This window comes from Chondrinema litorale, from assembly GCF_026250525.1.
Taxonomy (GTDB): Bacteria; Bacteroidota; Bacteroidia; order Cytophagales; family Flammeovirgaceae; genus Chondrinema; species Chondrinema litorale.
Window position 1 is genome coordinate 414,650 of sequence record NZ_CP111043.1, and the last position, 16,613, is coordinate 431,262.

A 16,613-nucleotide genomic window follows, 5' to 3' on the forward strand; every position below is an offset into this window, starting at 1 on the left:
GTCTTAAGTTAGTCCAAATTGTAGACGTGTGTCTTTACTGCAATGTTACATAATTTATTTAACTTCTGTAACTTGAAGCAACTCTGTATATAATATAAACATCTTTATTTTCTGATAACCCATATCTTTAAATGCCTTAGCGTAGCCTTTTAGCTGTGTCTCATATTTTTCTTCGTTCTCTTTACCCGTTTTATAATCGATAATCACTAGCTCATCATCTAGCCTTACAATTCTATCTGGTCGCAGACTTGCACCAGTTGCTTTTCCCCTACCACTAAGAATTATTTCTTTCTCATTTTTGATTTTCAGGTTATTGGCTTTTTCAAAATAGGCAGCAATTTCTGGCAAATGGGTTGCTTCAAGCATTTTCTTTTCATATCTGGCAGCCACATCAGTATCTATTAATCCTTCATGCACCAAATCTTGCACTGCTTGAGGAATATCGTCTCTATACTTCACTTTTTCAAAAGCATAGTGAATGAGCAAACCTTCTTTTCTTGAAGAGAAAATCTCTTTTAATGAGATATTACTTTCATCGTAGCGAAGCGTATTTTTTCGCATTCTAATTTTATTGGTATTTGAAGTATGAATAAACTCTTTTAGTTCATAAGTTTGAATTTTAGAGTCATCACTTTCAGGCTTCTCTTCACTTTTCTCTTTAACTTCAGCTATATCACCTTTTGGGACTGGTAATTCACCTAAAGGCAATGAGCTTATCACTTTCACTGTTGCACTTTCTTTAGCTTCGGTTACTACTTCTATTTCGATGTCTTCCAGTTTTTTATCTTCTGGCAAACTTTCAGAATAGGAATAAAGTAAATCGGCTACAGAACTTTCTGATTTTGAACTTTCCTTCTCTTCTGAGATTACAATTAATGCTGCTTCTGGTCGGGTAAAACCAACATACAAAACATTGATTGCATCGAGAAAAACCTGCTCAATCTCGTTGAGGTATTCATTTGCCAAAACTGTTTTTTCTAGATCGGATTTTACTGGCAAAATTACCGAATGCAAATCGCCACTGATATTTGGGTTATGCCAGTCGAACCAGCGGGTTTCAAAAGTTTGTGGTTTTAAAGTCCAACTCGCAAAAGGTAGAATTACCACCGGAAACTGTAAACCTTTAGACTTATGGATTGTCATTATTCGAACAGCAGTGCTTTTTCCTGGTGAGCTTACAGATATTTTGCCTTCTTTGTTATCCCAATAATCTATAAAATCTAATAAGCTATTACCTTTTTTAGTTGAGAATGAAAGCACCACATCCAAAAACTTTTGAATGTAAACTTGCTGCTCTGTTTCAAAATGTAATTGAAACTGCCTAATTAACTCCTCGGTAATTTCGTATAATGTTCTAAACTGAATGCCTCTTACTTGTAGCTCAGAACCAAAAAACTCATTGAGCCATTCAAAGAATTGGTATAAGTCATTCTCTTGTAAAATAACGCTCAGCTCACTATATGCCTCGCCTCCTACTGTTTCTCTTTCTGGGTCCATTTTTTGGAAATGTTGATCGAGAAACTCTATCAATTCAATTTTTAAAACTGGATAAACCGGAAAGGCAATTACTCTTAAAAATCCTGTAATAAATTTTATAAGTGGTGCATTATGCAGCAAAAGAGATTCATTAGACACAACATTGATATTGTTTTCCATGAGGCGCTCTGCCAAAAATGCTCCATCTCGGTTGTTTCTTACCAAAATGGCAATATCAGAATATTGAAACTCTCCACTTTGAACCAAATCCTCTATGTGCGTATAAACACGCTGAAAAGTAGCTTCCTGAGAAATGGTTTTAGAAATTTTTTGCTGAATAAATTCCATCTTTACAAAACCACCTTCTTTCTTGGTGGTTTCCTGAGCTACATCTTCGTAAAAACCAGATAAGGCAGGGAAATCAGCCGCATATTTATCTTTAAGTTGGGTAAAGAATTCATTATTAAAACGAATTACATTAGCCTTACTCCTTCTATTTATACTAAGCGCCAAAGGCAAATGATGCTGCTTTAAAGCCTCTGCTTCCATTGCAATTACAGAATCTAAAGGAGCTGTGGGTACTGCTGGCAAATTCACCAACATATCGGCTTTTCCACCTCGCCAGCGATAAATTGCCTGCTTGGCATCACCCACTATTAGATTGCCCATATTTAAACCCAAAGCATTTAATACCAAAGGAATTAGGTTATGCCATTGCATACGCGAAGTATCTTGAAACTCATCAATCAAGATATGTTTAAACCTATCTCCCAATCGCTCATAAATGTATGGCACTGGTTCTTCCTCTACAATCTGGTTTATCTTTCTGTTGAAATCAGAAATGTGCACCTGATTTTTTTCTTCTTTTATCTCATTAATTTTTTTGTTGAGCTCATTTACTGTGGCTAGCAAATATATATTCCGTCTCAAATTACTGGCGATTATGTAATTACCAGTTTCAGCAAGTGCCAATCTTTCAATTTGGTAATAAATTTCAGATAGCTGAACTTTAATTCCATCAATAGCGCTTTTCTCAGCTGCACTAGCTTTTCCACTCGTCCACTTATCTTCTTCCAGTGTTTTTTTGATGTAACTGTTATTCAGATTCAGATCTATAATAGTACTTCCTGCTAAAGCAGCTTTATTAAAGAATCCTGAAATACCTTGTTTGCCTCGTGCCAAAGCAGCTTCTGAAATTCCGTTCGATTTAATTAAATCAAGTGCAGTTTCGCCCAATGCAATTAATTCTTTATCAACATTGGTAATGTATTTATACAAATTGGCAATAATCTTTTTAAAAGCAGCAGGTTTCAAATCGCTTATTGCTTCGATATGTTCTATCCGCTCTTCGTTAAAAAGCTGCTTACCAAATTTTTTAAGTGCATCGTCAATATACCAACTGCTTTCTTCATCTGCTTTTTTTATAGCAAACTCAACTAATAAATTGCCAATTTCTATCTCGTTATCAGTCCCTATCTGGTCTTGAAGCAAATCAGAAGCTTCTTCGAGTAACTCGTCAACTTCTAATACAATATCGTAGTTGTATGGCAGATTTAAATCCTTTTTAAAAGACTGTACCACCCGATTAGAAAAAGCATCAATCGTACTTACAGAGAAATCTGTATATCTGTGAAGAATTGTTTCGTGTAGCGCAGATGCTCTTATTCTTAATTCTTTTTCACTTAAATTCAATTCAGGGTACTCCACTTTTAACTCTTCCTGAATCAAAACCAGCATATCGTGCTTTTCGCCATCTTTAAGGTGAGAAATCTCAGAAAGATTATTCAGAATACGTTCCTTCATTTCGCTAGCAGCATCATTGGTAAATGTTACCGCCAGTATAAATCGGAAATAAAAAGGAGAAAAACCTTCGATTCCTGGAGTTGCCAAAGCCAATTTCAGGTATTCTTTTGTTAAGGTAAAAGTTTTACCAGAACCAGCAGAAGATCGATAGATTTTAAATTTTCCGGTAGTATATATTTCTCCTTGAACAGGTGTGTTGTTACTCATAAAAAATGAAAGTGTCTGTATTCTGAATTTGAGAAGCTCAATTTCTCCCCAAGCTTCATTTAAGCAATACTTACAATGATAGCAATTATTCCTTTCTTTTTACAGCCGAAACTAAGAGCAAAATCAAAAAAGGTATAAAGCCAGTTTTGTACCTTACCAGATTACCCAAATTTGGCGCAGACAAAGCTAACATGAGCAATAAAACCAAACTAAAAGCGCAAACTGCCAGCACTTCTATCGAATATTTAGTTTTAAATCCACTTTGCCCCCATTTAAACAAAGCACCAAATAATAAGAGTAAAAACAAGAGATTTTCTAAACCAGAAATCTTTTTTAACCAATTCCCCTGTTCCCATAAATATGGTCTGGCCAAACCTTCCCAAAATGCCTTTGGTGTGTTTTTAAGAACTGATGAGAAACTTGCTTTAAGGTTATTGTATTGAATGAGATTCTCAGGCTTGCTTGTTTCCTCCACCATTATATCATGGTTGAGTACCAATGCTGCTACTACCTTATCTAAATTTAAATTAGGATGGATACTAGTCGCTAGTAATATGGTAAATAAAAAAACACCTATAAACAAAATTTTTTGAGACCTAAATACAGTATTTGATTGTTTTTTTTTGAATATCACAACCACCGAATAAGCTATAACAACAGGCAAATAAACTGCTAGGTAATAGTATTTTAATCGGTAGATAATCAATAAAGAGAAAGCTAATATCAGCCAATACAAAAGGCTTATAACTACAATTCTCTTTTTAAAAAATTCGGGATATAGTAGCCTGAGAATAATCGCAGATACAATACTTAAACATGCTAACAAAACATTTTCTTTTAATAAACCCGATGTCCAAAGCAGTACTGATGGATAGAAGAAAAATGCTATCAAAAGACTTTGTTTAGAAAGCTTAAATATTTTCTCAAGGGTATAAACCAGCGTAGTTAAAGCTAAAAAGTTGAGAATGGCAGCATAAAAAGCAGAAAGCCAATAATTATTTCCAGACAGCAAACAAAGTACACTATTAAAAACAGACATGGCAACTGCTCTGGGGTTTGCATTTGCTAGTATTATTAAATCGTCTACCCTTCTGCCTTTAACAGTTTGCCATAAAACCTGTAAGTAAGTATCAGGTTGATCTATGGCTAATTTCGCGAGTAATTTACCATCATCAAACAAAGAAAATGTATCTCCTACTCCATAGTAATATTTATAAATTAAACCCAATGAGATCGCTGCAACTACTTTTAATAAAAGTGCTGGAATCCAGAATTTTAACCAGTGCTGAGGCAGTTTTTTTATTTGTCTAATCACTACAGTTACAGGAAAATCGATTATGTGTAAAGGCCAGATTGTAGTATATTTATGCAATTATAATTGTAAAACGGAAGACTAAATTACTTAATCACAATTCTATGTTAAACAAACTTTCACTATTGGTTTTAGCAATGGTACTTAGTTTAAACATCATGGCGCAAGATGCTAAAGATAAGATAACCTTGGTTATCCATGGTGGTGCTGGTACTATTCTCAAAAAAAACATGACCCCTGAAAAGGAAAAAGCTTACAGAGAAAAACTTACTGAAGCTTTAGAAACTGGCTACAAGATTTTAGAAGATGGAGGAACAAGCTTAGAGGCAGTGGTAGCAACCATTAACGTGATGGAAAACTCTCCGCTTTTTAATGCTGGCAAAGGTGCCGTATTCGCTAACAATGGCAAAAACGAACTAGATGCTTCTATCATGGATGGCAAAACCTTAAATGCAGGTGCTGTTGCTGGTGTAACAGTAATCAAAAATCCAATTAATGCTGCTCTAGAAGTAATGAATAACTCAGAGCATGTTTTGCTTACTAGAGAAGGCGCCGAAGAATTTGCAAAAAAACAAAACTTAGAAATCGTTGACCCTTCTTACTTCTACACTGAAAGAAGAAAACAATCTTTAGAAAAGGCAAAAGCGAACGAAGAAAATAGAGGTCAAATTCCATATTCAGATTTACTCAATAATAAACATGGTACAGTTGGTTGTGTAGCTTTAGATCAATTTGGTAATCTGGCTGCCGGAACATCTACTGGCGGTATGACCAACAAAAAATTTGCTCGTGTTGGTGACTCTCCAATTATTGGAGCAGGAACTTATGCTAACAATAAAACCTGTGCAGTATCATCAACTGGTCATGGTGAGTTTTTTATGAGAAACCTAGTCGCATATGATGTTTCTGCTATGATGGAGTACAAAGGTATGAGTCTAGAAGATGCCAGTAACAAAGTAATTATGGATAAGCTTACAGAACTAGGTGGAACTGGTGGAATTATTTGTGTTGATCACGAAGGGAATGTTTCAATGCCTTTTAATACTGCTGGTATGTATCGTGGATATATTAAAGCAGACGGAAGTAAAAAAGTATTAATATATAAAGATGAAGAATAATATCTAGCTAATAGAAATCTTCATAACAAGCCAAACACAATTACTAAATTCTTAGTTATATAAAAAGGATGGCAGGTAAATAAGCCTGTTCATCCCCCTTTTAGCAATTGTTATCTAATCATATTTGCATTTAATTTCTATTTTATATAAATATACCTAGAAGAATTTTTTTGAAACAAACCACAAATAGTAGATTATGAATTTTAATGAATTCTCGAAGCTTAAAAGTTTAATCGTTTTTGCATTTATTTTAACTATGTCTTCATCTGTTTTTGCACAAGAAGAAGAACTAGAAATTACAGATGAAGACCTTAAAAAGTATGCAGTTACAATGGACTCGCTTGATGCGATGAAAGAAAATGTAAAAGATGTAATGTCTGATATGCTGAAAAGTAATGAAGATATTACCATTGCCCGTTACAACGAATTGAATGATGCAATTGGTGATGAAGAAAAGCTAACAGAACTCGAAGCTACTGAGGACGAAATCGCTTTTATTCAATCAGTAATTGACAAAAAAGAAGAGCTTACGGCTGAGATCAAGCCTACACTTACCACTATGGTAAAAGACTATATTGGTAGTGTAAAAATGTACAATGCTATTAAAAAAGGCTTAAAATCTGATGAAGATTTAAAAGCAAAATATGATGTAATAATGGAAGAAGTTAAGGCTAGCAGAGAAAGCACCGATGAAGAAGAAGAAACAGAAGAGGGTTAATTTCTATTGTTACTACAATATAATAGCCTGGTAGTTTTGGTGAAACTATCAGGTTTTTTTGTGCCTTTATTTCTCAAATGAATCACTTTATAAATTAGCTCAACCTTATTTGTATAAGCTGACCTAAACAGTGCTAAATATGAATAGAAGCTTACTTATAGATTTCCAGAAAATAGACGTCCTAGATTATTTTTTTCGCATAACTAGAAGAAGTAAAAAGGTTTGAATTCCTCTCTGTTCCCAACAAAAAAAGAGCTATCTCAAAGTTGAGATAACCCTTCCGTTGTACTTGTATGTATTAAAATGTAGTTAATTAATAACCGTCGTTTTGAACCATACTAGAGTTCGCATTCACTTCGGAAATAGGAATTGGAAAAACTAGTCTGGTATCTCCATAAGTGATAGTTGAATATAACTGACCATCATCTACTTTTTCGATGTCTCTTCCGTATCTCATTAGGTCAAAAAATCTGTGACCTTCCATTGCCAATTCTTTTCTTCTTTCTAATAAGATATTGTCTTCTGTTACTTCTGTATAAGTAGATGCTCCCCTGTTTTCTGGAATCATGTTTAAGTATTCTAATGCTTGAGAAGTACTTCCTGTAGCATATAAAGCTTCAACATAATTCAAAATAATCTCTTCGTATCTGATTACTTTGATATTGTCTGTTCCTAAAGAATTAGGATATTTACCAACCATTCTATATGTAGTATCAGTACCCTCCACAGTAAGTGCTAATAAGCTTTTTCTGATATCACTATCTTCATATATATCATAAAGATCTCCTGTTACTTCTACATCTCCATAACTTCCTTCTTGATAGATATGCGCAATACTATTAGTACTAGATGCATCCTGTGAGTTTAAATTCAACTCAAACAAAGAGTTGTCAGTAACGTCACCACTCTCCCATGAACTTATTACACCAGACTCACTGATAATACTAAACTCACCTGAGTTTAGTATTTTCTCTGATACTTCAATTAAATTATCGTAATCTTCTGTAAAAAGATAAAATCGTGAAAGTATGCCATATACTCCCCAAGTAGTCAATTCTATTGGAGTTGAAGCATTTAAATCTTCACTCATTAATTCAAGAGCTGTGTTTAAATCATCTCCTACATATTGCCAAACTTCATCGATCGTATTACGTTCAGGATAGCTTACTCCAGTAGCATTTTCAGTAATATATGGCACTCCTAAATTACTAGAACCACTTACATATTGCTGACCAAAAAATTTCAATAAATCCATATGAGCCAAAGCTCTAAGTGCATAAGCTTGACCAACTGTATGATTTATTTCTGCATCATCTTCCAATCCAGCATTAATCACCAAATTAGCATTAGCAATAACCTGGTAAGGATGAGCCCAATCATCTTCATCCGTATTTGAACTTGTTAAGTTAAAATTTCCTTGCTCATCAAATCTACCAGAATTAGCATTACTAAATGCATCATCAGATCGAACAGAACCATAAACCACAAACTCTCTACCATAATACTGGTAATCATTCAGTATATCATAAGTCCCATTTACTACAGAAGCTGCTTCTTCTGAAGTACTGATTCCAGAATCTATAGTTGCTGCCTGCTCTAAACTTGGCTCTAAATAGTCTTCACTACAAGAAGTAAATACTCCTAAAAAACTAGTTATTAATAATACTTTAATATTTTTATTTTTCATCTTGTCTATTTCAGGTTTGATTAGAAATTAAATTTCAACCCCATTGTATAAGTTTTAAGCGGAGGAGTTGTAGGATCAAAATATCCATCTGAATCTACCTCAGGATCAAATTCCAAGTCATCATCGTAGGTATATGTCCAAAGATTTGAACCTCTTAAATATATATTTACATTACTAACCTTAATATGATTTGTTATTTTATCAGGTATGTTATATCCAATTGTTACATTTCTCAATCTTAAATAACTACCATCATATAAGAACCGACTTGATTGAGAATATGAATTATCATCCCTACCATAAAATAATTTTGGATTTTTAGCAGTGTCACCTGATTGTTGCCACCTATCATAGTAAACCATTGCATAATTATTTCTTCCTATACCATAATTACCATCTGTATACAAATATTTAGAATAAGAATCGTAAATCTGGTTACCAAACGAGTAGAATAAGTTAGCAGAAAAATAGATACCCTTATAATTTAAATTAGTATTGATACCGCCATATAAGTTTGGCATTCTTCCTCCATGGTATACATATTCTGCTGAATTGTAATCGGTTGTTGTTTCTTCACTTTCATCATTTACATACCAAAGTGGACTTCCTGTTTCTGAATCTACACCAGCCCATTTTGGCATATACCAAGTATATGCTTCTTTACCTTCTTCTAATCTTTGATCTGTTCCACTTTCTAATAATTGTCCTGCATCATCTGTTAAACTCTTTACTTCATTTCTAATATATGACAAGTTACCACCCAAACTCCACGACAAATTCTTTGTCTGAATTACATCTACATTTAATGAAACTTCAATTCCATCATTAACCATTCTTCCAACATTAAATGTTTGTTCATCAAAGCCTGTTGTAAATGATAAAGGTACATCCAGTAACATATCATAAGTTTCTCTATTAAAATATTCTATAGTACCTGATACTCTATTTACAATTTCAAAATCTATCCCAATGTCAAATACATTAGATTTCTCCCACGTTAGATCTGTATTTCCCATTTGAGAAATATAAGTTCCTGATGCTCCATTATATGCTTTATCATAACTTAATGTAGATTGATACTGATTAAGATCTATATCACTATTACCTGTTTTACCAAAAGAAACACGTAGTTTAGCTAGATTTAACCAATCTAAATCCATCAGATTTGAGAAAACTAAAGAGGCACCTAAAGAACCAAATGTCCCCCAACGATAATCATTTGCAAACTTTGAAGAACCTTCAGTTCTTATTGTTCCATCTAGAAATAAGAAATCTTTAAAACCATAGTTAACAAGAAAAGTAACTGATTCTTGAGCCCAATCTTCCTTTTTAGAACTTGCCTCTGTAGTAGCAGCATTTGTCAAAGTATATAAACCATCTACAGCATAATCGTACCCATAACCATATAATAAATACTTTTTATTCTTTTGCCCTTCATGAATTAATTTAAAGCTTAATTTATTATCTGAGTTTACATCAAAATTATATGACAACATATTTTGCCAAACATAATTTAAATTTCTAGTTGTATATTCAGACTCTTGAGCATTTGCTGTTTCACCATCACCTTCGTATCTACTATCGTAATGCTGCTCTTCATTATAAGCGAAATCAACACCTAACTTAGACGTAAAATTTAAATTTTGAAGAATATCAACAGAAAGACTTGTATTGTTTAAAAGTCTAGTCATACTTAATTGATCACGATCCCATTCTGCCTGTGCAAGTGGATTGTTCATCTTAGTTAAATCCGTATTATATGAACCATCTTCATTATAAGGACTTTCAATAGGTAGCAAATTATATGACTGATAAATAGGAGAAGAGTAGTATCCTGAACCTTCTAAATACCCTTTTTGTGTAGTATTTGAACCAGTAAAAGTTGATGAAAGATTAATTTTGTCAGATAATTGTCGCGAAACACTTAATTTACCAGAGATTCTTTTTAGAGAAGAAGCGATAACATATGAATCTGAATTGTAATAACCTAGTGATGCATACATGTTCCCTTTTTCAGTTCCACTTGTCATAGATATATTATAATTCTGATAATTAGCATGATCATTTGTAATTATATCTTTCCAATCTGTATCAGTTTCACCATCCCACAATGCATCCCAATCTGGAACAGCACTAGCTTGAATGGAATCTACAGCTAAGGCATTTGCATAAGCTTCTTGATTCACTTCCATAAATTGAGAAGCATTTAACAATGGGATTCCGTCTGTGGCTTGTTTTACAATGCCATATTCAAAATTTGCAGAGTAAGTCGCCTTACCACTTTTCCCTTTTTTGGTTGTTATTACAATTACACCATTAGTACCTCTAGCACCGTACATTGCTGTAGAAGCCGCATCTTTTAGTACAGTAATACTTTCGATATCAGCTGGGTTTATTGATGCTAAAGCATTAAATGAACTAGTGCTTGAACTGGCACTTAAATCTCCAGAGACAACTGGAACACCATCAATAACATATAATGGATCGTTACCTGCATTTAATGAGCTTATACCTCTAATTCTTATATCTTGAGCAGCACCAGGAGTACCTGAACTTGCTCTCAAGTTTAACCCAGCAACATTACCTTGTAATGCTTGATCTACTGTTGTTAATGGTGCTTGTAAAACTTCGGTACTTACTTGTACAGCAGAACCTGAAAATGAATCTTTATCTCTCGTATCGTAACCTAATACCACAATCTCACTTAGCTCTTCTACATCTTCTGCCAGTGAAATAGTGAAATTAGATTTTGAGCCAATTTCAACTTCTTGAGTCTTAAAACCTATGTAGGTGAATAATAACACACTACCTCCTTGAGGAACTGTTAATCTAAAATTGCCATCAAAGTCTGAAATAGTACCCACAGTGGTACCTTTCACAATGATGTTTACGCCTGGTAACGGAGATTCGTCTGAGGCAGATTTAATACTTCCCGTTATGGTTCGATCTTGCGCAAAGCCCACACTCAGGCTAAAAACCAATAAAATGGTTTGCAAATAAGGGATTAATTTAATCATGAATGAATAATTATAGTTATATATGATTTACACTTTGATTTGATTGTGCGATATCAGGTAGGCAGTTGCGCTATATAAAACCAGCAAAGACTACTTAAATTAAATTTTAAGCATAGCTATGGAGTGCTTCTTCTTGATTGAAGAAGTAAAATGGAAGTATAAAAATGTAAGCTAGGAATTGACTATTATATCAATTCAATATGATAATGATAGTATGATAGAGATAGGAATGAACTGCCTTTTGACCCGAACTTAATAGTATTTGTATTTCTTAAATACCAGATTAAGCTAGTTTAAAATACTTATACAGGTCAAGAAGAAAATTGATGTGTAAGAGGAAAAATCAATTTTGAAAAAAGAGGTCGATCGTTGTTGTTGAGTTGAATTTGACGCTTCATGTTTGATAATTGTTTGTAAGTTTTAACTGGTTGATGCATCAAATATATTCTTTACATTTTATTTTAACAATTTTGTTAAATGATTTTTATAATAGAATTGTAATATTATTTCAAAGTATATTCATATTGTAACTATTGTTTATGAATTTATTATTAATATCTACTTAATGAGTAGGAAAAGTCATTATTAGAAAACGGCTAACTCTGTAGAGAGTTAGCCGTTTTCTTGAAGCAAGATAAGATTAATAATCTTTGTTCTGCACCATATTAGAGTTTGCATCTAACTCTGATACAGGAATTGCAAATGCATAGTTATAACTACCAAACTCAGGACCACCATGAGTTTGTCTTATAGCATCTACTAATGGAATATCACTACCAGTTCTGGCTAAATCATTAAACCTGAAACCTTCGAAACACAACTCTTTTCGTCTCTCCAACAACACATTGGCTTTAGTAGCCTCAGTGTAAAGCGCTGCACTTCTGTTAGAAGGAATTTGATTTAACACATCCAAAGCTGCAGCATCGCCCAACTCTACCAGGCTTTCGGCATAAAGTAATACAATTTCCTCGTATCTAATCAATGGAATATTATCAGAATAATCTGCTGAAGGATACTTTCCTATATTTCTTAGGTAACTTCCATCATTTGCAATCATCGCTTCAGAACCTCTAATATCACCTTCATCAAATATGGAAAGGATATCTTCCAAAGCAGCAACATCGCCATAAGACGTGCCTCTGTACATATTTTGCAAACCATTAATACTTGCATTATCTGTACTACTATAAGCTAGCTCGAAAATGGAATTAGCAGAATTATCTATTGCCCAAGAAACTACATAAGTATCAGCATCTAGTATTGAGTAATTACCAGAGTTTATTATAACTTCAGCAGCAGATTTTACTATGCTCCAATCTCCAAAATAAGCAGCCACTCTTGCTTTAAGAGCCTGAGCAGCATAAGTACTCAAGTATTGTGCATCGCCAGCATTTAAAGATTCACTCATTATTGATAAAGCCATATCTAAATCGCTCATAATAAATGTATAAACTTCATCTACTGTATTTCTTGTAGGTGATAATTCCTCGCCTTTGTATGTTGTTACATAAGGAATTCCAGCAGTGCCAAGAGCACCACCAACCGTAACAAATTGTTGTCCGTACAGCTTTAACAAATCGAAATGTGCCAGCGCTCTTCCAATATATGCAGCTCCAACTAAATAATTCATTTCATCAATATCTCCTTCTAGCTCTGCAGGGTCTAGAGCAATAACAATGTTGGCAGAAGCAATAACTTCGTACATTCTGCTCCAAGTATTGAGTGCGTAGGAATCAGACTCTCCAACTGTCATAGCGGCTGGGGTAACAAATCTTCCCGAATTGCCATTTGAGTAACAGTTATCAGATCTTACTTCATTATAAATGATATAATCTCTTCCATAATAAGAACTACTAGTAAACCTATTATACATCCCATTAATTAAACCCGCCATGTCCTCTTGAGATGCAATACTAGTTTCAACATCTTTAGCAGAAGCCAATGTTGGTTCTAAGTCATCTTCTGTACAAGCAGAAAAAAGAAGTATTAATGATACTATTAATATATACCAAGTATTTTTCATGTCATTAGAAATTTAGATTTAAACCAAAGATGATTGATTTTACAGGTGGGGTTGTAAGTCTGGTAAAGCCATCTGCACGTACTTCTGGGTCGTATTCTAGCCTATCGTCTTTTACCCAAGTAAACAGATTGGTACCTCTTGCATAAATTGAAAGAGATTCAATTTTAAGTGGAGCTATCAAAGATGCAGGTAATTTGTAACCTATTACGATATCTTTTACTCTCATATAATCTCCATCGTACAAGAATCTGTCTGATGTTCTAGAATCATCATTAGTCCCAAATACTACTTTAGGCACATCAGTAATATCTCCTGGTTGTTGCCATCTGTCCATCATAGCTTCCACACCATTGTAATATAATGTAGTGTAATAACCAGAATGGCGTGTGTAGAAAGACCAATCTTCATACACTTTATGACCACCAGCAAAATATAGGTTAACATCTAAATAAACACCTTTAAAATCTAAATGTGTGTTTAATCCACCAGTAAATTTAGGGATGGCACTTCCACCAACATACACTTGTTCTGCATCATAATAACTTTCTGTAACTTCATCACTTTCATCATTTACATACCACTGAGCACTTCCATTATCTGGGTTTACACCTGCCCATTTTCTCATATACCATGCATAAACTGGTTGTCCCACTTCTACCTTTCTAGAACCTGAAGTAATGGTAATATCTTCTCCACTAGAACTTTTAGCCAGTTCTGTTACTTCGTTTTCTACTGTAGCAACATTGGCAGAAACTCTGAAGTTGAAATCATTCTGACGGATAATATCAAAGCTAATTAAAGCCTCAATACCTTTATTTACCATCGTTCCTACGTTTTGAGTAATCTCTTCGTGGCCGGTGGTTCTAGACAAAGGTACATCTTGCAACAAGTCGAATGTCTCTTTATAATAGTATGCAAGTGAACCGCTTATGCGATCTTTAAACAAAGAATAATCGATACCTAAATCCAATGTTTTGTTTTTCTCCCAAGTAAGGTTTGTGTTACCAAACTGTCCAGGATAAACAGCGCCTTCATCATTGTAATTTGCATCGTATTGTAGCAATGCTTGATATTTATTAATGTCGATATTAGAGTTTCCTGAAAGGCCGTAAGAAGCTCGTAGTTTTAAAGAGTTTACAAAGTTGGCATTAGACAGAAATGTTTCTTCAGAAATGTTCCAAGCTGCTCCTACTGACCAGAATCCACCATATCTCAATCCCTCTGCAAACTTAGAAGAACCCTCATATCTATAAGTAAAATCTGCTACATATTTTCCTTGATAGTTATAGTTTACCATACCCAAATATGAAGAGTTTGACCAATCTTCGAAGTCAGAACTTGCATCGTAGTTAGCACTCGCGCTAGATACATAAGTTAAACCAGCAGCAGGAAAATTCTCACCATAAGAGTATACAGAATAGAATTTATTTTTTTGGTATTCCATGAGCGCAAGCACACCAAAGTTATGACCATTTACACTATAGGAGTAATCCAAAGAATTTTGAGCAACATAATTAAAGTTTCTTCTATCATTTTGAGAAGCATCACCACCTACATCTACACCACCTCCGTGCACATCGTCTTCAAAAGAGTGCAAAGAAGCCAAGTTAAAATCTGCACTAAATAGTGTTTTAAACTTTAAGTTTTCAATAATTTCAAACTCTAATGATGAGTTGTTGAGTAACCTTGTAAGATTACTTTTATTAAAAGTATTTTGCTGCGTATAAACCGTATTATATACTGATGTGCCCAAGTTTGTATTGATGCTACCATCTTCGTTATACGGTTGCTCCCAAGGGCTCATAAAGTATTTAGTAAGGTGTGGATTAGCAAAGTAAGACGATTGCTCTAAAAAGCCATTTTGTATTGTGTTAGCAATTGTGGTATTTGTAGTAAATACTAGTTTTTCAGTTAGGTTTCTGTTGTAATTTAATTTGGCTGTGAATCTTTCAAAATCAGAACCTATAACAGTTGCTTCAGTTTTATTATAACCGATGGATGCATAAAAAGAAGAAATTCCGTCACCTCCAGATGCTGCTACATCATAATTTTGAACAACAGCATCTTTATTGGTTACAGCGTCTGCCCAATTACCATCTTCCCCATTCCAGTTTTGCAAACTTCCTCCATCAACGTTATTCTCAACCATAAAGTCATAGGCGCCATCTTGGGTAAAACCTTCGCTATCACCAAAGGTATTATAAATAGCATTTAATAAAAGTTCGGCTCTTTGATCTCCATTTAATGGTGTTAAACCGTCTACTGCATTATTTTGGAAACCATAAGAAGCACTTGCAGAAAACTTCGTTTTGCCTGAATTACCTTTTTTGGTAGTAATTACAATTACTCCATTAGAACCTCTAGCTCCATAAGCTGAAGTTGCAGAAGCATCTTTTAAAACTGTAATACTCTCTATGTCATTACTGTTGATGGATGAAAGTGCACTTAAAGAACTGGTTGCAGTACTACCAGAAAAATCATTATTTATCATTGGAACACCATCTATTACTATTAATGGTGCATTACCTGCTGTAATAGTTCCTACTCCCCTTATGCGAATATCTTGAGCAGAACCTGGTGTACCAGAAGAAGCTGAGATATTTAAACCAGGAACCTTACCCTGTAAAGCCTGATCAACAGAAGTTACTGGTACATCTTTTAGTTCATCCCCACCAACTTGAACTGTTGAGCCAGTTAATTCATTTTTACGCTTACTAGTGTAACCCATTACCATTACTTCTTCTAGTTCCGATATATCTTCTTTTAAAGAAATATCAAATGTGGTTTGAGCTCCTATCTCATTCTCTAAAGTTTCGAATCCGATATAGGTGAATATCAGCGTATTATACTCTTGGGGAACAGCCAATTTAAAATTCCCATCGATGTCTGAGATTGTTCCAATTGCTGTCCCTTTTACTACTACATTTACTCCGGGTAAAGGAGAATCGTCTGCTGAGGAAATGATTGTGCCGGAAATAGTCCGGTCTTGTGAAAAGCCCATAGAAAGGCCTAAAACCATAAAAATGGCTTGAAGGTAAAAGTACTTCATACTAAAATAATTTGATTGTTATGCTATGTAGTTTTAGACAAAAACCAGCTAGTGTACTTATTTGCTAGGGTCAAACAAGTATTAGAATTATGGCAATAAAAATGACACTTAGTAACTAATTCTAATTAGAATATTATTGTATTGAAGATAATTGGAGATGGGTACTTGATACTAAAAAAAACATCTTGTTATATCACTCATAC

Annotated in this window: 8 protein-coding genes; 2 read left to right on the forward strand and 6 right to left on the reverse strand. The window is 34.1% G+C overall.

Going from position 1 to position 16,613, the window contains the following annotated elements:
- Positions 1-54: 54 nt before the first annotated feature.
- Together OQ292_RS01770 and OQ292_RS01775 are read right to left on the reverse strand one after the other, a co-directional pair.
- Positions 55-3,486, reverse strand: a complete 3,432-nt coding sequence (locus OQ292_RS01770; RefSeq protein WP_284684335.1) for a UvrD-helicase domain-containing protein — start codon at positions 3,484-3,486, stop codon at positions 55-57.
- Between the two features lie 85 nt (positions 3,487-3,571).
- Positions 3,572-4,858 carry a hypothetical protein gene (locus OQ292_RS01775; protein ID WP_284684336.1) on the reverse strand — a complete coding sequence of 429 codons (1,287 nt, stop codon included), beginning with the start codon at positions 4,856-4,858 and terminating at the stop codon, positions 3,572-3,574.
- Between the two features lie 44 nt (positions 4,859-4,902).
- Between OQ292_RS01775 and OQ292_RS01780 the strand changes: the two genes are divergently transcribed.
- Positions 4,903-5,916: an isoaspartyl peptidase/L-asparaginase family protein gene (locus tag OQ292_RS01780; protein WP_284684337.1), complete on the forward strand. Its 1,014-nt coding sequence runs from the start codon at positions 4,903-4,905 to the stop codon at positions 5,914-5,916.
- Positions 5,917-6,112: 196 nt separating this feature from the next.
- On the forward strand, positions 6,113-6,634 hold the full coding sequence (locus OQ292_RS01785) for a hypothetical protein (protein ID WP_284684338.1): 522 nt from the start codon (positions 6,113-6,115) through the stop codon (positions 6,632-6,634).
- Between the two features lie 313 nt (positions 6,635-6,947).
- On the opposite strand, the gene OQ292_RS01790 is transcribed toward OQ292_RS01785, so the two are convergent.
- From OQ292_RS01790 to OQ292_RS01805, 4 genes are all read right to left on the reverse strand, one after another.
- Positions 6,948-8,321, reverse strand: a complete 1,374-nt coding sequence (locus OQ292_RS01790) for a RagB/SusD family nutrient uptake outer membrane protein (RefSeq protein ID WP_284684339.1) — start codon at positions 8,319-8,321, stop codon at positions 6,948-6,950.
- A 20-nt stretch (positions 8,322-8,341) separates the two neighbouring features.
- The gene (locus tag OQ292_RS01795; protein WP_284684340.1) at positions 8,342-11,338 is read right to left on the reverse strand and encodes a SusC/RagA family TonB-linked outer membrane protein; all 2,997 of its coding nucleotides are present in this window, start codon (positions 11,336-11,338) and stop codon (positions 8,342-8,344) included.
- Positions 11,339-11,978: 640 nt separating this feature from the next.
- Positions 11,979-13,361 (reverse strand): RagB/SusD family nutrient uptake outer membrane protein, encoded by a 1,383-nt coding sequence (locus tag OQ292_RS01800; RefSeq protein ID WP_284684341.1) that lies wholly within the window; start codon positions 13,359-13,361, stop codon positions 11,979-11,981.
- Positions 13,362-13,365: 4 nt separating this feature from the next.
- Positions 13,366-16,410: a SusC/RagA family TonB-linked outer membrane protein gene (locus OQ292_RS01805; RefSeq protein ID WP_284684342.1), complete on the reverse strand. Its 3,045-nt coding sequence runs from the start codon at positions 16,408-16,410 to the stop codon at positions 13,366-13,368.
- Positions 16,411-16,613 lie beyond the last annotated feature (203 nt).

Excerpts from the sequence above, each read along its gene's own strand:
- OQ292_RS01770 (WP_284684335.1), bottom strand. The coding sequence starts at position 3,486 with ATGAGTAACAACACACCTGTTCAAGGAGAAATATATACTACCGGAAAA.
- OQ292_RS01780 (WP_284684337.1), top strand. The coding sequence starts at position 4,903 with ATGTTAAACAAACTTTCACTATTGGTTTTAGCAATGGTACTTAGTTTA.
- OQ292_RS01785 (WP_284684338.1), top strand. The coding sequence starts at position 6,113 with ATGAATTTTAATGAATTCTCGAAGCTTAAAAGTTTAATCGTTTTTGCA.
- OQ292_RS01790 (WP_284684339.1), bottom strand. The coding sequence starts at position 8,321 with ATGAAAAATAAAAATATTAAAGTATTATTAATAACTAGTTTTTTAGGA.
- OQ292_RS01795 (WP_284684340.1), bottom strand. The coding sequence starts at position 11,338 with ATGATTAAATTAATCCCTTATTTGCAAACCATTTTATTGGTTTTTAGC.
- OQ292_RS01800 (WP_284684341.1), bottom strand. The coding sequence starts at position 13,361 with ATGAAAAATACTTGGTATATATTAATAGTATCATTAATACTTCTTTTT.
- OQ292_RS01805 (WP_284684342.1), bottom strand. The coding sequence starts at position 16,410 with ATGAAGTACTTTTACCTTCAAGCCATTTTTATGGTTTTAGGCCTTTCT.